Genomic DNA, 18,793 nt, shown 5'->3' with positions numbered 1-18,793 from the left:
CATCAGATGTGTAAAACCTCCACCTTCGGGGAAGGTGGCAGTGCGTCAGCACTGACGGAGAGGGTTCTTTTACTCCACTTCACCGTTACAGATCATAGCCACCGCTTTGGGCAGCAGCTTCCATTCCGCCTGCTCCATCACCCGTTTTTGCAACACCTCGGGGGTGTCGCCGGGCAGGATGTCCACGGCCTTCTGCAGCAGGATAGGCCCGCCGTCGCACTCCTCGTTGACAAAGTGGACAGTAGCGCCGGTCACCTTGCAGCCTCGGGCCAATGCAGCCTCGTGGGGACGCAGGCCGTACATTCCCGGCCCGCAGAAGGAAGGAATCAGCGCAGGGTGCACGTTCAGGATACGGCGCGGATAGGCCGCAATGACGCTGGGGCCCAGCACGGACAGAAAGCCCGCCAGCACCACCAGATCAATCTTGTGCGCCCGCAGTGTTTCCAACAGTGCAGCATCAAATTCCTCGCTGGCGGCGTAGTTCTTGCGGCGCACCACACAGCCCTCCACACCCGCCTTTGCGGCGCGTTCCAGCGCAAAGACACCGGGCTTGGAGGCCACTACCAGCGTAATTTTACCATTGGGGTTCTCTCCCCGGGCCTCGCTGTCCAGCAGCGCCTGCAGATTGGTGCCGCCGCCGGACACTAACACGGCAATGTTCAGCACAGCTCCACGCCCTCACCTTCTGCGATGACGCCCAGACGGTAAGCCTCCGGCTCGCCGTTGGCGTGCAGGATCTCCAGTGCCTTATCAGCCTGCTCGGCGGGCACGGTGAGCACCATGCCCACGCCCATGTTGAAGGTGTTGAACATATCGTGCTCGGAGATGCCGCCCACCTTCTGCATCAGGTGGAACAGGGCGGGGGTGCGCACATCTGCCTTGTTGATGCGGGCGCAGCAGCCCTTTTTCAGGCTGCGGGGGATATTCTCGTAGAAGCCGCCGCCGGTGATGTGGGAGATGCCCTTGACCTGCACCTCTTCCAGCACTTTCAGCACGGGCTTGACGTAGATCTTGGTGGGAGCCAGCAGCGCCTCGCCAAGGGTCTTGCCGCCCAGCTCGGCGGGGGTGGAGAACAGCACATCGGGGTCGGCGTCGATGTTGAACACCTTGCGCACCAGCGAGAAGCCGTTGGAGTGCACACCGGTGGAGGGCAGGGCGAGGATCACGTCACCGGCTGCCATGGTCTCGTTGCTCAGGATCTTCTCCTTGTCCACAACGCCCACGGTGAAACCGGCCAGATCGTACTCATCCTCCGGCATCATGCCCGGGTGCTCGGCAGTCTCGCCGCCCACCAGAGCGCAATCGGCCTGCACACAGCCCTCGGCCACGCCCTTGACGATGTTGGCGATCTTTTCCGGCACGTTGCGGCCGCAGGCGATGTAATCCAGGAACACCAGCGGCTTTGCACCGGCGCAGATGACATCGTTGACGCACATGGCCACGCAGTCAATACCGATGGTATCGTGCTTGTCCATGATCATGGCCACCTTCAGCTTGGTGCCCACACCATCGGTGCCGGAGATCAGCACCGGGTGCTTATAGCCGGTGCAGTCCAGCTCAAACAGGCCGCCAAAGCCGCCCAAGCCGCCGATGCAGTGCTCGTTCATGGTACGGGCGACATACTGCTTCATCAGCTCCACAGAGCGGTAACCGGCGGTAATGTCCACGCCTGCTGCGGCGTAGCTTTCAGAATAGCTCTTTTCCATGTTCTTACTCTCCTAACTTTTTGGCGTCCTTGGGACGGTCGTTCAGGTGACGGTCGTGAATATCGGTAGAAAGCACACTTTCCGGCTCTACGGCATACTCGCCGGTAAAGCAGGCAGTGCAGAAACCGCATTTTGCGTTTTTGGCAAGCTGGACAACGTGCTCGTTGGAAAGGTAGCCCAGCGTATCGGCGCCGATGACCTCGTTGATCTGCTCCAGCGTGCGGCCGGTGGCCACCAGCAGCTTCTGGTCCGGGATATCGGTGCCGAAGTAGCACGGATACTTGAAGGGAGGCGCCGAGACCATAAAGTGCACCTCGGCAGCACCGGCATCCCGCAGCAGCTTGATGATGCGGGCAGAGGTGGTGCCGCGCACGATGGAGTCATCCACCAGCACCACGCGCTTGCCCTTGACGGTGCTGGACACCACGTTCAGCTTGATGCGCACGCTGTTCTCGCGCTGCTTCTGGCTGCCCTGAATGAAGGTGCGGCCGATGTATTTGTTTTTGATAAAGCCGATGCCGTAGGGGATGCCGCTCTCCTGCGAGTAGCCCAGTGCTGCATCCAAGCCGGAATCCGGCACGCCGATGACCACATCGGCCTCCACGGGGTGCTCCTGTGCAAGGAAGCGGCCTGCCTGCTTGCGGGCCTCGTGCACCGAGCTGCCCTCGATGACGCTGTCCGGGCGGGCGAAGTAGATGAACTCAAACACGCACATCTGGGTGTCCGGGCGGCCGCAGTGATCCTTGATGCTGCGCAGCTCGCCGGTCTTGGTATCCACCACTACGATCTCGCCGGGCTCCACATCCCGCAGCAGAGAAGCGCCGGTGGCATCCAGTGCGCAGCTCTCGCTGGCAAAGACGTAGCCGCCGCCGGGCAGGGTGCCGATGCACAGGGGACGGTAGCCCCGGGGGTCGCGCACCGCAATGAGCTTGGTGGCAGACATGATCACAAGGCTGTATGCGCCCTCCAGCACGTCCATGGTCTTGCTGATGGCAGTCTCGATACTGCCCATGCGCAGACGGTTGCGGGTGATGAGGTAGCAGATGACCTCGGTATCTGAGGAGCCGTGGAAGATGGCGCCCTCGTTTTCCAGCTGGCGGCGCAGCTCCACAGCGTTGGTCAGGTTGCCGTTGTGGCACAGCGCCATGGTGCCGCGGCCATGCCGGACGATCATGGGCTGGGCGTTGGCGCGGACGCGGGTGCCGGCGGTGGCGTAGCGCACATGGCCGGTGGCCATGTGTGCCGTGGTAGTGGACAGGCTTGCCAGCACCTCCGGGGTGAACACCTCGTTTACAAGACCCAGATCCCGGTGGCCGGTGATCACACCGTCATCGTTGACGGCAATACCGCAGCTCTCCTGCCCGCGGTGCTGCAGCGCATACAGGGCCGAATAAGCCGCTGCGGCTACATCCTCGGTACCGGCACGGTCGTAGATGCCGAAAACGCCGCACTCCTCATGCAGCGGATATGCAAAATCAGACATTGGTTCTCCTTTACAGCTCGTTCAGTTCGTTCTGCAGCTTTTCTTCCTTGGCTGCGATCTGCTGTGCCATGGCTACGCGCTCAGCCTCCAGCTTTTCCGCCAGTGCGTCATCGTTCAGCGCCAGGATCTCAGCAGCCAGCCATGCGGCGTTCTTGGCACCGTTCAGCGCCACGGTTGCCACCGGGATGCCGCTGGGCATCTGCACGGTAGCCAGCAGCGCGTCCAGACCGTCCATCGCACCGCCCTTCATGGGGATGCCGATGACCGGCAGGGTGGTGTTGGCGGCAAAAGCGCCTGCCAGATGGGCTGCCATGCCTGCTGCGCACAGGATGACGCCAAAGCCGTTGGCCTTTGCGCTTTTTGCAAAGGCTGCTGCCTCGGCGGGGGTGCGGTGCGCCGAAAGGATGTGCGCCTCAAAGGGGATGTCCAGCGCCTTCAGCTGGGCGCAGGCACCCTTGACCACCGGCCAATCGCTGTCCGAACCCATGATCACTGCCACTTTACGAACCATTTTCCAAAGCCTCTCTTTCTCAACTGTCCAACAAGACCGACAAACAAAAAAGGCTGCGGTACACCTGTACCACGGCCTTTATTTCCTGTTTTTCTGTCCGCGCATTTTGCACAAGGTTGCACCATGCCCCTGATTGCAGTGAATGTGACCCCATTCCATGCGACCCGGCACCAGCAGCATCATTGAAGTTTCCCTCCGCAGTTTCCTGTGCAAGCGTTTTTTCAGGCGGCGATGCAAGCCCGTTTTTTGGGGCATCGTCCCTGTACTAGATACAGTTTACGGCAAAAAAACCGCTTTGCAAAGAGCGTTTGGGCAAATTCTCCCTTGTGTTCCCATGCCGTCAAAAAACTTTCGAAAGTTTTGTGCAGTTTCGCCATCCTTTTTCTTTTTAAGTATGACTTATGCAGCAAGTATATTTTATGTAAAGGCTGTGTTGATGTATCCCAGATATCGCGCCGGATTTTTAAAAAATGATCTTTGCGGTGGCGGCGCGTGCAGCGCGGATCAGATCCGCCGGGGCGCAGCACACCTGCGTACCGATGCGCCCGCCGGAAACGTAGACCTTCTGCTGGGTCAGCACGCTTTCGTCAAAGACGGTGCGGTACTGCTTTTTCATGCCCACCGGGCTGCAGCCGCCCCGCACATAACCGGTGACCTTGTTGATATCCGCCACATGGATCATCGCCACGCTCTTTTCGCCCACGCTGCGGGCTGCGGCCTTTAAGTCCAGCTCTGCCGCCACCGGAATGACGAACACAAAATAGTTTTTGCTGCTGCCCTGCGTTACCAGTGTCTTATATACGCAGGCGGGGTCCTCACCTATGCTGGCAGCTACGGTCACGCCGTCCACCGCCACCCCCTCCTCGTGGGGGTACTCGTGGGCGGTATAGGCCACCTTTTCCCGTTCCAGAATGCGCATTGCGTTGGTTTTAGCTTCTTTTCCCATTGTTATTCCCTCTTTGATTCTATTGAACCCTCTCAGGCCGCTTCGCGTCCAGCTCCCCCGAAAGGGGGAGCTTATGCGCGGTAACCGGCAGATTCTCTTTCCCTGGGAAGTAATACCCCATGGAAAGCAGTAAAAAGTTCGACCTTTGGGTGCGCAGTCATTGCACAACAATGACTGCACGGGTTCTTTTTTTTTATTCTACCACTTTTTCTGAAAAAATTCAAAATTTCTCTTGACTTCAGTTTCATGAAGTGATATCATAGCGTCACGCACTTCAGAATACTGAAGTTTGACACTGCAAGCTGCGGCAAAGGAGCCGGTCTCCCTCGCCGTTTCACAGGATAGAAAAAGGCAAAGGAGACAAAGCACTATGATTATCGTACTCAAACAGGATGCCCCCGACGTACAGGTGCGCGAGTTCTGCCACGAGCTGGAGGATATGGGTCTGCAGATCAACGATTCCAAGGGCAGCGACACCCATATTCTGGGTCTGATCGGCGACACCAAGGCCATTGCGGAAAGCTGGGTTCTGGCAAACCCGGTGGTGGAGACCTGCCGCCGCGTGTCCGAGCCCTACAAAAAGGCCAACCGCAAGTTCCACCCGGATGACAGCGTTATCGACGTAGAGGGCGTCAAGATCGGCGGCGGCAACTTTGCGGTCATCGCAGGGCCGTGCAGCATTGAGAGCGAGGAGCAGATCACCTACTGCGCCCAGCGGGTAAAGGCGGCGGGCGCTTCCCTGCTGCGCGGCGGCGCCTTCAAGCCCCGCACCTCTCCCTACTCCTTTCAGGGTATGCGCAGCGAGGGTCTGGACCTGCTCAAGCTGGCGCGCCGTGCCACCGGTTCGCCCATTGTGACCGAGATCATGAACACCGAGCACCTGCCCCTGTTTGAAAACGTGGACCTGATCCAGGTGGGTGCCCGCAATATGCAGAACTTTGAGCTGCTCAAGGCTGTTGGTCGCCAGAAAAAGCCGGTGCTGCTCAAGCGCGGCCTTGCCAACACGCTGGAAGAGTTCGTGATGAGCGCCGAGTACATCATGGCCGAGGGCAACGAGAACGTCATCCTGTGCGAGCGCGGCATCCGCACCTTTGAGACCAGTATGCGCAACACGCTGGACCTTGCCGGTGTGGTCATGCTGCACAAGATGACCCACCTGCCGGTGGTGGTGGACCCCAGCCACGCCTGCGGCCACGCATGGATGGTGCCGGAGCTGGCGAAAGCTGCGGTCGCTGCCGGTGCCGATGGTCTGATGATCGAGGTGCACAACAACCCCGCCAAGGCCAAGTGCGACGGCGCACAGAGCCTGACCCCCGACCAGTTCGATGAACTGATGCAGTTCATCGGCAAAGAGGTGGAGTTCTTCGGCAAAAAAATGAACTGAGCCCGCCCGAAAGAATATTGTTATACGCAGGGACTGCTGTGCCGACCGGGTTCAGCAGTCCTTTTTTGCCGGAAAGTTCGCCAAGCCGGAAGCCTTCCCCCGGTCGGGGGAAGGTGGCTGCGCGCGAAGCAAGCAGACGGATGAGGGCGCAGGCAAGCAGCATTTTACCTTAAGGCAACACCGCACAATTCCCGCCTTACAGCTTAAGCACCACTCCGGCGGCTGCGGCACTTAGAATTATGCGGTATTGCCTTAAATACCCCCGATTTCTGTGCACCGGCGGGTTTTCATTTTCTTTTCACGGGTTTTATGGTATACTATAGTGTATTTTGAAAAAACACTGCCGAAAGAGGTTTTAAAGATGAAAGCACACATTGCACGCAACCAGAACGCCGGGGTGCCGCTGGCGCTGGGCTGGAACCTTTCCCCCGCCGACCGGGGCAAGCTGGAGGGCATGGCACCCGCCTTTGGCATGAAGCTGCTGCTTGTTTCCCCCGCCGATGCCGGCAAGACCGTTGCCCAGCTGCTGGGCGAGGTGGAGGTAAAAGCCCCCAGAACGCTGGTGCTGGAGCCGGGCGCCTATCCCCCGGCGCTGGTGCTGGCAAACTTCCGCGATAAGGACGTGGACACCCTGCTGGACCTGATGCGGCAGGCACAGGTGACCATCCCGCTCAAGGCGGTGGTCACCCCCGCAAACCGCAACTGGATGTTTGCAGACCTGCTGGCACATTTACAGGAGGAGCACACCGCCTTTACCGCCGCAAAGGAGAGCCAGACCGTATGAAGAGCCGCATCACCCGCATGACCGCTGCACTGCTGGCGGCGGTACTGAGCCTTAGCCTGCTGGTCGGCTGCAAGCCCAAAAAGGAGCTGACCCGGTACACCACCATCTTTTATGATGTGTTCGACACAGTGACGCAGGTCATCGCCTACTGCGAGAGCGAGGAAGAGTTCAACACCCAGATGCAGGCGCTGCATCAGGATCTGATCGTCTACAACCAGCTCTACGATATCTACAATGACTACGACGGCGTTGTGAACGTTAAGACCATCAACGAAAACGCCGGGAAAGCCCCGGTACAGGTAGACGACCGCATCCTCTCCATGCTGGAGCTGGCGCGGCAGATGTACAAACTGACCGACGGCAAGATCAACATTGCCATGGGCAGCGTGCTGGGCATCTGGCACGATTACCGCGAGGCTGCCGAACAGAACGCCTCCGAGACCGACAACACCCTGCCCACGCAGGAGGAACTGGAGGCTGCTGCCCAGCACTGCGATATCAACGACCTCGTCATTGACGAGGAGGCCAAAACGGTCTACCTGTCCGACCCGGAGATGTCGCTGGACGTGGGCAGCGTGGGCAAGGGCTACGCAGTGGAGATGGTCTGCCGCGCCGCCGAAGCCCGGGGTCTGACCAGTGCACTGGTGAGCGTAGGCGGCAACCTGCGCGCCATCGGCACAAAGCCGGACGGCAGCCAGTGGACCGGCGGTGTGGAGAACCCGTGGAACGCCTCGGAGGTGTATACCAGCACCAACTCCATCTTCGGCTCGCCCATCAACATGAGCGACCTTGCACTGGTGACCAGCGGCGACTACCAGCGCTACTTTGTGGTGGACGGCAAGCGCTACCACCACATCATCGACCCCGACACCCTGTGGCCCGCCGCCTACTACAACGGCGTCACCGTGCTGTGCCCGGACTCCGGCATGGCAGACTGCCTGACCACTGCCCTGTTCTGTATGCCGCTGGAAGAGGGACAGAAGCTGGTGGAATCGCTGGACGACGTAGAGGCCATGTGGTGTACGCCTGATAAGCAGGCCACCACCTCCAGCGGCTGGGATAGCCATCTGAAAAAGTAAGCTTTACCGTTTTGCAGGCGAACCGTTTTGAATGGCCTCCGCGTGCGCTCTGGCCATCATCAGCGGAAAATCTATTTTTAATTTCGGAATAGCGGAGCGTCTGCGGACGCTCCGCTATTCCCTTTTCACGGAAATTTTTCTTATGCAAAAAGGCTGCCGCACAAAATGTGCAGCAGCCTTTTGTTTGTTTATACGGTCATCCCGTCTGGCATCACTCCACGATGATGCTCTTGCCGGTCATCTCGGCGGGAACGGGCAGGCCGATATAGGGCAGCATGGTGGGTGCGATATCGGCCAGGCAGCCGCCCTCGCGCAGCTTCACATCGCCGCAGCCAACTGCCATAAAGGGCACAACGTTGGTGGTGTGGGCGGTGAAGGGGGTGCCGTCCGGGTTCATCATCTTCTCGGCGTTGCCGTGGTCAGCGGTGATGAAAGCGCAGCCGCCGGCGTTCAGCACAGCGGTGACCACCTGATCCACGCAGGTGTCCACAGCCTCAACGGCCTTGACAGCAGCCTCGAACACGCCGGTGTGGCCGACCATATCGCAGTTTGCGAAGTTCAGGATGACCACATCGTACTTGCCGCTCTCGATGCGCTTGACGCACTCGGCAGCGACTTCGGGGGCGCTCATCTCGGGCTTCAGGTCGTAGGTGGCAACCTTGGGGCTGGGGATGACGCAGCGATCCTCGCCCTCGTAGGGAGCCTCCACGCCGCCGTTGAAGAAGAAGGTGACGTGCGCGTACTTCTCGGTCTCGGCAATGCGCAGCTGGGTCTTGCCGTGGGCAGACAGGTACTCGCCCAGAACGTTCTTCAGCTCCACCGGGGGATAGGCCACCTCGCAGTTGGGCATGGTGGCATCGTACTCAGCCATGCAGACGTAGTTCACCTGCTTGCGGCCGCCGCGGCGCTCGAAGCCGGTAAAGGCATCGTCGCAGAAGATGCGGGTCATCTGGCGGGCACGGTCGGGGCGGAAGTTCATAAAGATGACGGTATCGCCATCCTGCACACGGCCACCCTCGCAGGTGACGCAGGGCAGCACGAACTCATCGGTCTTGTCTGCGGCGTAGGAAGCCTCGATGGCCTCGGCAGCATTGGCAGCGTGCTCACCCTCGCCGTAGACAAAGGCAGCGTAGGCCTTCTCCTCGCGATCCCAGTTGTTATCACGGTCCATGGCGTAGTAACGGCCGGAAACGCTGGCGATCTTGCCCACGCCCAGCTCATCCAGCTTGGCCTGCAGGTCAGCAAGGAAGCCCTTGCCGGAGTGGGGATCGGTGTCGCGGCCATCGGTGATGCAGTGCAGGTAGACTTCCTTAGCACCCAGATGCTTTGCCATTTCCAGCACGCCAAACCAGTGGTCGGCATGGCTGTGCACGCCGCCGGTGCCCACCAGACCCATCAGGTGGATGGCCTTACCGGCCTCGATAGCAGCCTTCATGTTCTTGACCAGCACAGGGTTCTTGAGCATCTCACCGTCATGGATGGACTTGGTGATGAGGGTCAGCTGCTGGTAGACGATGCGGCCTGCGCCCATGTTGGTGTGGCCGACCTCGGAGTTGCCCATCTGGCCGTCGGGCAGACCGACAGCCATGCCGGAAGCATCAATGGTAGTCATGGGGTACTTTGCCATCAGAGCATCCAGATGGGGGGTCTTGGCAGCCACCACGGCGTTGCCAAAGGTCTCGTTCGGCACCCAGCCGAAGCCATCCATGATGCACAGAAGAACAGGTTTCTTTGCCATAAAATTGAATCTCCTTTGAATTTATCACGCGTTGCGGGCAAGGCTAAGCGCCCTGCCTGCGGGAGTGCAGCCTGCGGGGTGCATAACACCCGAGCGGCTGCTGTAAAAACAGATCAGCGCCCGGCTCAGCGCTGAAAAAACGGCGCAGCCGGGCGCTGAAACAGCTTAGTTAAGAAAAGGCAGTTGCTCAGCCCTTGGTGGCTGCATTGACGATGACAGCAAAGTCGGGAGCCTTCAGGGATGCGCCGCCGATCAGGCCGCCGTCCACGTCCTTCTTGCTCAGCAGCTCCTCGCAGTTCTTGGCGTTCATGCTGCCGCCGTACTGCACGGTGGTAGCCTCGGCCACGGCCTCGCCGTACAGCTCGCCCACCACCTTGCGGATCTGTGCGCAGACTTCCTCTGCCTGATCGGAGGTAGCGGTCTTGCCGGTGCCGATGGCCCAGACAGGCTCGTAGGCGATGACAACATTTTCCATCTGCTCGGCGGTCACGTCACGCAGAGCGATCTTGGTCTGCATACGAACCAGCTCCTCGGTAACGCCCTCCTCGCGCTGCTGCAGGCTTTCGCCCACGCACAGGATGACCTTCAGACCGGCGTTCAGAGCAGCCAGCGTGCGCTTGTTGACGGTCTGGTCGGTCTCTGCAAAGTACTGACGGCGCTCAGAGTGGCCAACGATAACGTACTCCACGCCCAGATCCACCAGCATATCGGCGCTGATCTCACCGGTGAAAGCACCGGACTTCTCAAAGTGGACGTTCTCGGCACCGACGTGGATGTTGGTGCCCTTGGTCTTAGCCACAGCGGTGACCAGATCGGTAAACGGGGTGCAGATAACCACCTCGCAGGTAGCGTCCTTCACAGCGGGGATCAGCTCGTCCACCAGAACAGCAGCCTCGGAGGCGGTCTTGTTCATCTTCCAGTTGCCAGCGATAATAGCCTTGCGCTTTGCCTTATCCATTGTTATTTTCTCCTTACCTTCGTAACTATTCACAAATTGCCTGCACAAAAAGAAAAGATGCGGCGGCGTAAATGCCGCCGCACCCATTGTGATGCCGGAAAAATTATGCGTTCTGGATGACTGCAATGCCGGGCAGTTCCTTGCCCTCCAGATACTCCAGAGAAGCGCCGCCGCCGGTGGAGATGTGGGTCATCTTGTCGCCCAGACCCATCTGCTGCACAGCTGCTGCGCTGTCGCCGCCGCCGATGACGGTGGTAGCATCGCTCTCAGCCATAGCCTTGGCAACAGCCAGAGTACCGGCTGCCAGAGTGGGGTTCTCGAACACGCCCATGGGGCCGTTCCAGACAACGGTCTTGGAAGCCTTGACAGCGTCAGCAAACAGCTTCATGGTCTCGGGGCCGATGTCGCAGCCCTCCATGTCAGCGGGGATCGCGGTGACAGGCACCACGGTCACGTCCACAGGAGCGTCGATGGGATCGGGGAAGTCCTTGATGCAGGCTGCATCCACAGGCAGCAGCAGCTTGACGCCCTTCTCCTTGGCCTTAGCCATCATTTCCTTGCAGTAGTCCAGCTTGGTGTCGTCGCACAGGCTCTTGCCGACCTCGTAGCCCTGAGCCTTGACGAAGGTGTAAGCCATGCCGCCACCAATGATCAGGGTATCGACCTTCTCCAGCAGGTTGGAGATGACGTTCAGCTTATCAGCGACCTTAGCGCCGCCCAGAATAGCGGTGAAGGGACGGACGGGGTCGTTGACGGCGTTGCCCAGATACTTGATCTCCTTCTCCATCAGGTAGCCGACAGCGGTATCCTTGATGTAGTCGGTGACACCTGCGGTGGAGCAGTGTGCACGGTGGCAGCTGCCGAAGGCGTCGTCCACATAAGCATCAGCCAGAGAAGCCAGCTCCTCGCTGAACTCGGGCATGTTCTTGGTCTCTTCCTTGCGGAAACGGGTGTTCTGCAGCAGAACGACATCGCCGTTGTTCATAGCAGCCACAGCAGCCTTTGCGTTCTCGCCCACAACGTTGTCATCGTCAGCAAACACAACGGTCTTGCCCAGCTTTGCGCTCAGAGCCACAGCAACGGGAGCCAGGCTGAACTTAGCCTCGGGGCCGTTCTTGGGCTTGCCCAGGTGGCTGCACAGGATGACCTTTGCGCCATCGTTGACCAGCTTCTGGATGGTGGGCAGTGCTGCGTTGATGCGGTTCTCGTTGGTGATGACACCGTCCTTCATCGGGACGTTGAAATCGCAGCGGACAAGCACCTTCTTGCCGCAGTAGTTCTGATCGTCGATCGTCTTCTTACCTAAACCCATGGTAAAAACTCCTCTCAAGTTATAATTCTGAACCAGAGTCTCGCTCACAATCGGGGCGTTGCCCCGTACAGCTACTATTATAAACAAAAACTGCGTGTATTGCAAGGACATGAGATAGATAATTGTTTAACAAACATTTGCCATTGTTGCACGGAAATGTGTCTATTTTGCCCGAAGTGCGGTTTTTTCTGCCCGCAGACGCCGGAAATGCTGTTTTCCTTCACGACAAAAGGGGTCGAAAAACGCCCACAGGCGTTTCTCGACCCCAAATAAAAATAATTTTTCCGCTGTTGATGCGTTATGCAAAATATTCCTGTGCGCGGCGGGCGGCATCGTTGATGCAATCCCGCAGCTGGTCCAGCGTATCAAACTTTTTGCTGGGACTCAGGTAAGCGTGGAACTCCACCACCGGGTCGGTGCCGTACAAGTCACCAGAAAAGCCCGGGATAAAGGTCTCGCAGGTCACCTTGGTAGCGTCATCGTTCACGGTCGGGCGGCTGCCCAGACCGGTGGCCGAGGGATACCACACCCCGTTGATGCAGGTGCGGGTGATATAAATGCCGCTGCGGGGCATCTGGAAGCCCTGCGGGTACAGCTGGTTGATGGTGGGCACCCCGAGGGTGTGCCCCAGTCCTGCCCCGTGCTGCACCGCAAAGCGGATGGCGTAGGGCATGCCCAGCATAGCGTTGGCGGCCGGGATGTCCCCGCCCTCCAGCGCGGTGCGGATGCGGGTAGAGGACACCGGCTTTTCCTCAAACTGAGCCATGGGCACCACCACTACCTCTACCCCAAGAGGGGCACAGAGGGTGCGCAGCAGCTCCGGCGTACCGGCAGCCTTTGCACCAAAGGTGAAGTTTTCGCCACAGAACAGCGCCCGGGCGTGGCAGTTTTCCACGATGCCGCGCACGAACTCCTCCGGGCTCAGTGCCTTGATCGCCTCAAAGTCCGGGGTGAGGTAATACTCCACCCCAAGACTGTGGATCAGGGCGTGCTTGTCCTCGGTGGAGAGCAGGCGCTTGCCCTTCATTTTATTTTCCACCGGCAGGCGGAAGGTGAACACCGCCGGAGCTGCATCATGGGTCTTTGCCCACTGCACAGCCCCTTCGATCACCGCCCGGTGGCCGATATGGATGCCGTCAAAGTAGCCCATGGCCACGGCGGTGCCTTTTTCAGGCTGTGCCAGCGGCAGCGGGGCAAACTGAGAAATGATCTGCATGGGTCTTGTTTCCTTTATTGCTCAATTACGTTCCACGAACAGTTTTTCCACCCGGAGCACCCCGCCGTTGATGTTAGCAAGGCCAAGGAACTGCCCGGCGGCATTGCGCACCCGGTAGCGTCCGTCTGCTGCGGGGTAGTGGCTGGTGGGACAGCCGTTGTACAGGTGCTGCTCCACCCATGGCTCCACCATCAGCAGCGGCAGCGGGGTGAACACGCTTTCCACCGGCAGCATCAGTGCTTCCAGTGCAGCGCTCCCCTGCTCCTTTGCGGCAAGAATTTCTTCCAGCGTGTGGGCATCTGCTTCGGTGTACAGACCGGCAGCAGTGCGGCGCAGCGCGCTCATGGTGCCCTTCTGCCCCATTGCGGCGGCGATATCCTCCAGCAGGGTGCGGATATAGGTGCCCTTGGAGCAGCGCACCGTCAGTACATACTCGTTTTCTGCCGGACTGCCGCCGTACTCGATGCCGTAGATTTCAATGGGGCGCGCCTTGCGTTCCACGGTCACGCCCTCGCGGGCCAGCTTATACAGCGGCTGGCCGTTGATCTTGACCGCCGAGTACATGGGCGGCACCTGCATCTGCGGGCCAATAAACTGCGGCAGCACAACCAGCAGTTCCTTCTCTCCGGCGGTGACGGGTGCAGTTTCCAGCACCGTGCCGGTGCTATCGCCGGTATCGGTGCGTGCGCCCAGACGCAGGGTGGCGCGGTAGGTCTTGTCGTGGTTCAGCTGCAGATCCACCGCCTTGCTGGCACCGCCGCAGAACACCGGCAGAACGCCGGTGGCCATGGGGTCCAGCGTACCGCTGTGCCCCAGCTTGCGGGTGCCCAGCACGCCGCGCAGCTTTGCAACCACATCAAAGCTGGTCCAATCCATGGGTTTGTCTACGATCAGGATGCCCTGCATCATGCTTCCTCCTGCGGTGCGTCCAGTTCGGCTTCCACCTCTGCAAGGATCGCGTTTTTGGCGTTTTCAAGGTCGCCCAGCAGCTCACAGCCCGCTGCGCGGGTGTGGCCGCCGCCGCCCAGCCGCCGTGCGATGGCACAGGCGTCCACGCCCTTTGCGGTGCGCACGCTGATGCGGTAGCTGCCGCCGGGCTGCTGGCGCAGGGTCAGACCCACCTTGACTCCCTCGATGCTGATGGGCAGACTGGTCAGTTCCTCCAGATCTGCGGGGTCTACCCCGCTCTGCCGGATCTCGTCCCTCGTCAGGTAGATCAGGGCGCAGCGGCCGTCCAGATAGTACTCCAGATGGTTGCGGGCGATGCGCTCGGCCTCCATGCGGGCACGGGGCTTTGTGTCGAAGAGCAGGGTGTTCAGCTCCTCTACATGGCAGCCGGCTTCAATAAGCTTTGCCGCCACCGTGTGGGTGTTGGCTGTGGTGGAGGAGAACTTGAAGCAGCCGGTGTCGGTGGCAATGCCGGTGTACAGACAGTCCGCAATGTGGGGGGAGATGGGCACGCCCATCTCCACGATGACCTGATACAGCAGCTCTGCTGCCGCAGCGGCACCGGCATCCAGAAGGGTGAAATCGGCATAGCCGTTGTTGCCTGCGTGGTGGTCGATGCACAGGTCCACATGGCGTGCAAACTGCGGCACACCGTTATTTTCGCCAAACAGCTGCAAGCCTGCCACGTCCACCGCGATCACGGTGCGGGGCTCGAACTCACCCTTGAACAGCCGTGGGTTCGTAAAGGCGTAGCGGGACGGCACGGTATCGGAGCAGAGCACTGCCGTTGTTTTTTCCAGCGCTTTGAGCGCGTAGTACAGGGCGCTGCTGCAGCCGATGGTGTCACCGTCCGGGTTTTTGTGGCACAGAATCAAAATGTTGTCCGCAGCCAGCAGGCGCTGCACCATCTGCTGCACATTCAGTTGTTCTGTCATCCAATGATCCATCCTTTCCGCAAAGGCAGTCAGTCCTCGGTCTGTTCGGTATCGGCAGGCTGTGCTTCTTCCTCGCCGTTCACGTTCAGGCTGCGCAGCAGCTCGTTGATGTGGGCGGCGTAGGCAGCACCGTCATCCTCCACAAAGATGAAGCGGGGTGCCTTGCGGATGTGCATTTTTTTGCTGACCTCGGTGCGCACATGGCCTGCGGCACGGTTCAGCGCTTCGATTGCGGGCTTGGGGCCGTCCGCACGGCCCATCACGCTTACATACACCTTTGCCACATCCAGATCCGGCGTCACGTCCAAACGGGTGACGGTCAGCAGACCGCCCTCCAGCCGCGGGTCCTTCAGCCGGCCGATGATGGCAATGACCTCGCGCTTCATATCCTGCGCAAGACGACCCATATTTTTCTGAGACATAGTTTTCTCCAAATTCTGTCGGCAGCTTCCCAAAGCCCTTCCCCGCCCGGGGAAAGGCGGCATCTGTCTGCCAGAACGACGGATGAGGGCGCACGCTCCACACCTGCGAAAGATACGCCCTCATCAGTCTCACTTCGTTCGACAGCTTCCCCCGGACGGGGGAAGCCTTTTCTGCCGGGAAGCTGTTATATATTCGGTTTTTGCTTAGTCGCGGTACTCTTCCATCTTGAAGGCTTCGTACACGTCGCCTTCCTTGACGTCCGCAAACTTCTCCAGGGTAACGCCGCACTCGTAGCCCTCGGCCACTTCCTTGGCGTCATCCTTGAAGCGCTTCAGGGATGCGATCTCGTCCTCGGCAATGACGATACCGTCACGCACCACGCGCACCTTGCTGTCGCGGGTGATCTTGCCGCTGGTCACGCGGCAGCCTGCAACGGTGCCCACGTTGGAGATCTTGTACACCTGACGCACCTGCAGCTCGCCCAGAGCGACCTCGCGGAACTTGGGTGCCAACATACCCTTCATAGCGTCGGTGACATCGTTGATGGCGTCGTAGATGACGCGGTACATACGCATTTCCACCTTGGTGGCAGCGGCTTCTTCCTTGGCCACATTGTCCGGGCGGACGTTGAAGCCGATGATGATGGCGTTGGAGGCATCGGCCAGATCCACGTCGGACTTGCTGATGGCACCGACACCGGCGTGGATGACGCGCACACGCACCTCGTCGTTGGAGATCTTCTCCAAACTCTGCTTCACAGCCTCGGCAGAGCCCTGCACGTCGGCCTTGACCACGATGGCCAACTCCTTCATGTCGTTCTGTGCCATCTGGCTGAACAGGTTATCCAGCGTGACCTTCTGGAAGGAGGAGAACTGCTTCTCCTTGGCGGCAGCAACGCGCTGTTCGGCCAGCTCACGGGCCAGACGCTCGTCCTCAACAGCCTCGAACAGGTCGCCTGCTTCCGGCACTGCGGTCAGGCCGGTGATCTCCACAGGGGTAGAGGGGCCGGCATCGCTCAGCAACTGGCCCTTGTCGCTGCGCATGGTGCGCACGCGGCCCACAGCGGTACCGGCAATGATGACGTCGCCGGCGTGCAGAGTGCCGTTCTGCACCAGAATGGTGGCAATGGGGCCCTGGCCCTTGTCCAGACGGGCCTCGACGACCGCACCCTTGGCGCGGCGGTTGGGGTTTGCCTTCAGCTCCATGACCTCAGCTTCCAGAGCAATGCGCTCCAGCAGGTCGTTGATGCCCATGCCGGTCAGGGCAGACACCGGGATGCAGGCTACATCGCCGCCCCAGTCCTCGGTGATGATGCCGTACTTGGTCAGGCCTTCCATCACGCGCTCGGGGTTTGCGGTGGGCTTATCCATCTTGTTCATTGCCACGATGAGCTTGACATTTGCAGCCTTGGCGTGGTTGATGGACTCGATGGTCTGGGGCATGATGCCGTCGTCGGCAGCAACCACCAGAACGGCGATATCGGTCATGTTGGCACCGCGGGCACGCATGGAGGTGAAAGCCTCGTGACCCGGGGTATCCAGGAAGGTGATGAGGCTATCGTTGACCTTGACCTGATATGCACCGATGGCCTGCGTGATGCCGCCGGCCTCGCCTGCGGTAACGTTGGTCTTGCGGATGGCATCCAGAATACTGGTCTTGCCGTGGTCAACGTGACCCATGACACAGACCACCGGAGGACGCTCCACCAGATCTTCCTGTGCATCCTCTTCCTGCGTGAACAGGCGCTCCTCGATGGTGACGTGCACCTCATGCTCGACCTTTGCGTGGAACTCCTCTGCCAGCAGAGCTGCGGTATCGAAATCGATCACGTCGTTGATGGCGTGCATCTCGCCCATCTGCATAAACTTGGCAATGACCTTACCGGCCTGCTGCTTCAGGCGGGCAGCCAGCTCGCCCACAGTGATCTCGTCGGGGATCAGCACCTTCAGCTGGGCGTTGCGGGCCTTTTCCAGCTGGATGCGCTGCAGACGCTCGAACTCGGTCTCACGCTTGCCCTTCTGGAACTGCTGGCGCTGGCGCTGACCGCGCTGGGTGAACTTCTGCTTGTTGCCCTGCGGGGTGGGCTTGCGGCGGTTCTCGGTATTCTTGGTAGAGGCCAGATCATCGTAACGGGCATCGAAGCGATCCACGTTCATATCCACAGTGCGGGTATCTACAGTGACCTGATTGTCCTCGCGGCGGACAGAGACTGCCTGTGCGGGGGCAGCGGTGGCCTTTGCGCCGGTCTCGCGTGCCAGCTCGCTGAAGGAAACGGTCTTTTCCTCGCGCTTCTTGTGCTGCTCAGGCTTCTTGTCGCCGTGCTTGCCGTTATTGTTATTATTATTGTTGTTTGCCTTGGGCTGCTCGGCCTTTGCGGCGGGCTGCTGGGGCTTTTTGTCGGCCTTGGGAGCCTCGGGCTTCTTCTCAGCCTTCTTTTCGACCTTCTGGTCAGCCTTCTTCTCAGCCTTAGGCTCCTCCTTGGGAGCCTTGGCACTGTTCAAAAACTCGTCCAGATTTGCCACGCTGTTATCCTTGCTGAACTTTTCCAGCAGGTAGTTCAGCTCGTTCTCCTCCAGATTGGAGCTGTTCTTCTTGCCGGTGCTGCCCATAGCGGCCAGCTCGTCCAGCACCTTCTTTGCAGAAAGGTTCAGATCCTTTGCAAAGTCACTCACTTTATATTTTACGATCATTCGCTCATATCCTCCTCATTTTTGATTGCTCCACAGTCCGACAGGCGGTCAAAGCAGAGCTTTGCGAGGTTGCGGTCGGTCACCGCGTAAACAGCCACGGGCTTGTGGCTGATATCGGCCAGCTTATCCTGCGTCAGCGGCATGGTGAACACGTCCACCAAGTCCCCTACGGCGTAGTTCAAACGCTGCAAAGTCTTAGGGCTGATGTCCGATGCGGTCATCACCAGCCATGCCTTGCTTTTGACGCAGGCTTCCTCTACGGCATCAAAGCCCATGGTCAGCGCACCGGCCTTGCGGCACAGGCTCACGGCCTGATACAGCGCTTCCTCCGGGGGCAGCTTGGGTTTTGCGGGGGCGTTATTCTTTTTTGCCATCGGCTGCGGCCTCCTTTGCGGCTGCGGCCAGCTGTACAGCCAGCGCGTCGTATACCTCGGCGGGGACCGGCTGCTCAAAGCAGCGCTCCAGCGCCTTTTTCTTTTTTGCCTTGGTCAGGCAGTCCGGGTCCGGGCAGAGATATGCGCCGCGCCCCGGCTTTTTGCCTACCAGATCGATGCTGATCTCCCCGCTGGGTGCGCGCACCACGCGCACCAGTTCCTTTTTGGGGCGGCTGGTCATGCAGCCGATGCACTGGCGGGCAGGGATCTTTTTTTGTGCCATCCGGTTTCCCTCCTTCGGCAGAT

The 18,793-nt window shown here is 59.8% G+C and carries 18 protein-coding genes; 3 read left to right on the top strand and 15 right to left on the bottom strand.

Annotated features, from left to right (window positions below; genetic code table 11):
• Positions 1-69 precede the first annotated feature (69 nt).
• From purN to ybaK, 5 genes are all read right to left on the bottom strand, one after another.
• Positions 70-666: a phosphoribosylglycinamide formyltransferase gene (gene purN, locus MTP43_RS05565; protein WP_113621262.1), complete on the bottom strand. Its 597-nt coding sequence runs from the start codon at positions 664-666 to the stop codon at positions 70-72.
• Entirely contained in the window at positions 660-1,706 is a 1,047-nt protein-coding gene (gene purM, locus MTP43_RS05560; protein WP_005922298.1) for a phosphoribosylformylglycinamidine cyclo-ligase, read from the bottom strand. The genes purN and purM overlap by 7 nt, the downstream gene beginning before the upstream one ends.
• Before the next feature lie 4 nt (positions 1,707-1,710).
• Complete coding sequence (gene purF, locus MTP43_RS05555; protein ID WP_005922299.1) at positions 1,711-3,189, bottom strand: amidophosphoribosyltransferase; 1,479 nt, start codon at positions 3,187-3,189, stop codon at positions 1,711-1,713.
• 10 nt (positions 3,190-3,199) lie between these two features.
• On the bottom strand, positions 3,200-3,700 hold the full coding sequence (gene purE, locus MTP43_RS05550; protein WP_005922300.1) for a 5-(carboxyamino)imidazole ribonucleotide mutase: 501 nt from the start codon (positions 3,698-3,700) through the stop codon (positions 3,200-3,202).
• A gap of 463 nt (positions 3,701-4,163) precedes the next feature.
• Positions 4,164-4,646: a Cys-tRNA(Pro) deacylase gene (ybaK, locus tag MTP43_RS05545; RefSeq protein ID WP_005922304.1), complete on the bottom strand. Its 483-nt coding sequence runs from the start codon at positions 4,644-4,646 to the stop codon at positions 4,164-4,166.
• Between the two features lie 370 nt (positions 4,647-5,016).
• Here ybaK and aroF point away from each other — a divergent pair, with 370 nt between their 5' ends.
• The 3 genes from aroF (at position 5,017) to MTP43_RS05530 (ending at position 7,893) form a co-directional block, all read left to right on the top strand.
• Entirely contained in the window at positions 5,017-6,030 is a 1,014-nt protein-coding gene (gene aroF / locus MTP43_RS05540) for a 3-deoxy-7-phosphoheptulonate synthase (RefSeq protein ID WP_005922307.1), read from the top strand.
• 361 nt (positions 6,031-6,391) lie between these two features.
• On the top strand, positions 6,392-6,814 hold the full coding sequence (locus tag MTP43_RS05535; protein ID WP_044960057.1) for a DUF3783 domain-containing protein: 423 nt from the start codon (positions 6,392-6,394) through the stop codon (positions 6,812-6,814).
• Positions 6,811-7,893 (top strand): FAD:protein FMN transferase, encoded by a 1,083-nt coding sequence (locus MTP43_RS05530; protein ID WP_005922311.1) that lies wholly within the window; start codon positions 6,811-6,813, stop codon positions 7,891-7,893. Before MTP43_RS05535 ends, MTP43_RS05530 begins: the two co-directional genes overlap by 4 nt.
• A 211-nt stretch (positions 7,894-8,104) precedes the next feature.
• Here MTP43_RS05530 and gpmI read toward each other — a convergent pair whose 3' ends face one another.
• From gpmI to rnpM, 10 genes are all read right to left on the bottom strand, one after another.
• Complete coding sequence (gene gpmI / locus MTP43_RS05525; protein WP_005922312.1) at positions 8,105-9,631, bottom strand: 2,3-bisphosphoglycerate-independent phosphoglycerate mutase; 1,527 nt, start codon at positions 9,629-9,631, stop codon at positions 8,105-8,107.
• Between the two features lie 187 nt (positions 9,632-9,818).
• Positions 9,819-10,589: a triose-phosphate isomerase gene (gene tpiA / locus MTP43_RS05520; protein WP_044960058.1), complete on the bottom strand. Its 771-nt coding sequence runs from the start codon at positions 10,587-10,589 to the stop codon at positions 9,819-9,821.
• Positions 10,590-10,692: 103 nt separating this feature from the next.
• Positions 10,693-11,901 carry a phosphoglycerate kinase gene (locus MTP43_RS05515; RefSeq protein WP_015538191.1) on the bottom strand — a complete coding sequence of 403 codons (1,209 nt, stop codon included), beginning with the start codon at positions 11,899-11,901 and terminating at the stop codon, positions 10,693-10,695.
• A 298-nt stretch (positions 11,902-12,199) separates the two neighbouring features.
• Positions 12,200-13,117, bottom strand: coding sequence for a riboflavin biosynthesis protein RibF (gene ribF, locus MTP43_RS05510; protein ID WP_005922322.1), 918 nt, complete (start codon positions 13,115-13,117; stop codon positions 12,200-12,202).
• Between the two features lie 21 nt (positions 13,118-13,138).
• A complete protein-coding gene (gene truB, locus MTP43_RS05505) occupies positions 13,139-14,023 on the bottom strand; it encodes a tRNA pseudouridine(55) synthase TruB (protein WP_044960062.1) in 885 nt (294 codons plus the stop codon).
• On the bottom strand, positions 14,023-15,012 hold the full coding sequence (locus tag MTP43_RS05500) for a DHH family phosphoesterase (RefSeq protein ID WP_249235150.1): 990 nt from the start codon (positions 15,010-15,012) through the stop codon (positions 14,023-14,025). The genes truB and MTP43_RS05500 overlap by 1 nt, the downstream gene beginning before the upstream one ends.
• A gap of 17 nt (positions 15,013-15,029) precedes the next feature.
• Positions 15,030-15,422, bottom strand: a complete 393-nt coding sequence (gene rbfA, locus MTP43_RS05495; RefSeq protein ID WP_015538188.1) for a 30S ribosome-binding factor RbfA — start codon at positions 15,420-15,422, stop codon at positions 15,030-15,032.
• A 204-nt stretch (positions 15,423-15,626) separates the two neighbouring features.
• Positions 15,627-18,113 (bottom strand): translation initiation factor IF-2, encoded by a 2,487-nt coding sequence (gene infB, locus MTP43_RS05490; RefSeq protein ID WP_249235149.1) that lies wholly within the window; start codon positions 18,111-18,113, stop codon positions 15,627-15,629.
• A complete protein-coding gene (locus MTP43_RS05485) occupies positions 18,110-18,487 on the bottom strand; it encodes a L7Ae/L30e/S12e/Gadd45 family ribosomal protein (protein ID WP_005922333.1) in 378 nt (125 codons plus the stop codon). The genes infB and MTP43_RS05485 overlap by 4 nt, the downstream gene beginning before the upstream one ends.
• Positions 18,471-18,770 (bottom strand): RNase P modulator RnpM, encoded by a 300-nt coding sequence (gene rnpM, locus MTP43_RS05480; RefSeq protein WP_005922334.1) that lies wholly within the window; start codon positions 18,768-18,770, stop codon positions 18,471-18,473. Before rnpM ends, MTP43_RS05485 begins: the two co-directional genes overlap by 17 nt.
• Between the last annotated feature and the right edge of the window lie 23 nt (positions 18,771-18,793).

This window comes from Faecalibacterium sp. IP-1-18, assembly GCF_023347355.1.
Classification (GTDB): domain Bacteria; phylum Bacillota; class Clostridia; order Oscillospirales; family Ruminococcaceae; genus Faecalibacterium; species Faecalibacterium prausnitzii.
The sequence above is the reverse complement of the archived record's forward strand: the minus strand, read 5'-3'. Positions and strand labels throughout refer to the sequence as shown.

Coding starts and splice junctions, on each gene's coding strand:
- purM (WP_005922298.1), bottom strand. CDS start 1,706: ATGGAAAAGAGCTATTCTGAAAGCTACGCCGCAGCAGGCGTGGACATT.
- purF (WP_005922299.1), bottom strand. CDS start 3,189: ATGTCTGATTTTGCATATCCGCTGCATGAGGAGTGCGGCGTTTTCGGC.
- purE (WP_005922300.1), bottom strand. CDS start 3,700: ATGGTTCGTAAAGTGGCAGTGATCATGGGTTCGGACAGCGATTGGCCG.
- ybaK (WP_005922304.1), bottom strand. CDS start 4,646: ATGGGAAAAGAAGCTAAAACCAACGCAATGCGCATTCTGGAACGGGAA.
- aroF (WP_005922307.1), top strand. CDS start 5,017: ATGATTATCGTACTCAAACAGGATGCCCCCGACGTACAGGTGCGCGAG.
- MTP43_RS05535 (WP_044960057.1), top strand. CDS start 6,392: ATGAAAGCACACATTGCACGCAACCAGAACGCCGGGGTGCCGCTGGCG.
- MTP43_RS05530 (WP_005922311.1), top strand. CDS start 6,811: ATGAAGAGCCGCATCACCCGCATGACCGCTGCACTGCTGGCGGCGGTA.
- gpmI (WP_005922312.1), bottom strand. CDS start 9,631: ATGGCAAAGAAACCTGTTCTTCTGTGCATCATGGATGGCTTCGGCTGG.
- tpiA (WP_044960058.1), bottom strand. CDS start 10,589: ATGGATAAGGCAAAGCGCAAGGCTATTATCGCTGGCAACTGGAAGATG.
- MTP43_RS05515 (WP_015538191.1), bottom strand. CDS start 11,901: ATGGGTTTAGGTAAGAAGACGATCGACGATCAGAACTACTGCGGCAAG.
- ribF (WP_005922322.1), bottom strand. CDS start 13,117: ATGCAGATCATTTCTCAGTTTGCCCCGCTGCCGCTGGCACAGCCTGAA.
- truB (WP_044960062.1), bottom strand. CDS start 14,023: ATGCAGGGCATCCTGATCGTAGACAAACCCATGGATTGGACCAGCTTT.
- MTP43_RS05500 (WP_249235150.1), bottom strand. CDS start 15,012: ATGGATCATTGGATGACAGAACAACTGAATGTGCAGCAGATGGTGCAG.
- rbfA (WP_015538188.1), bottom strand. CDS start 15,422: ATGTCTCAGAAAAATATGGGTCGTCTTGCGCAGGATATGAAGCGCGAG.
- infB (WP_249235149.1), bottom strand. CDS start 18,113: ATGATCGTAAAATATAAAGTGAGTGACTTTGCAAAGGATCTGAACCTT.
- MTP43_RS05485 (WP_005922333.1), bottom strand. CDS start 18,487: ATGGCAAAAAAGAATAACGCCCCCGCAAAACCCAAGCTGCCCCCGGAG.
- rnpM (WP_005922334.1), bottom strand. CDS start 18,770: ATGGCACAAAAAAAGATCCCTGCCCGCCAGTGCATCGGCTGCATGACC.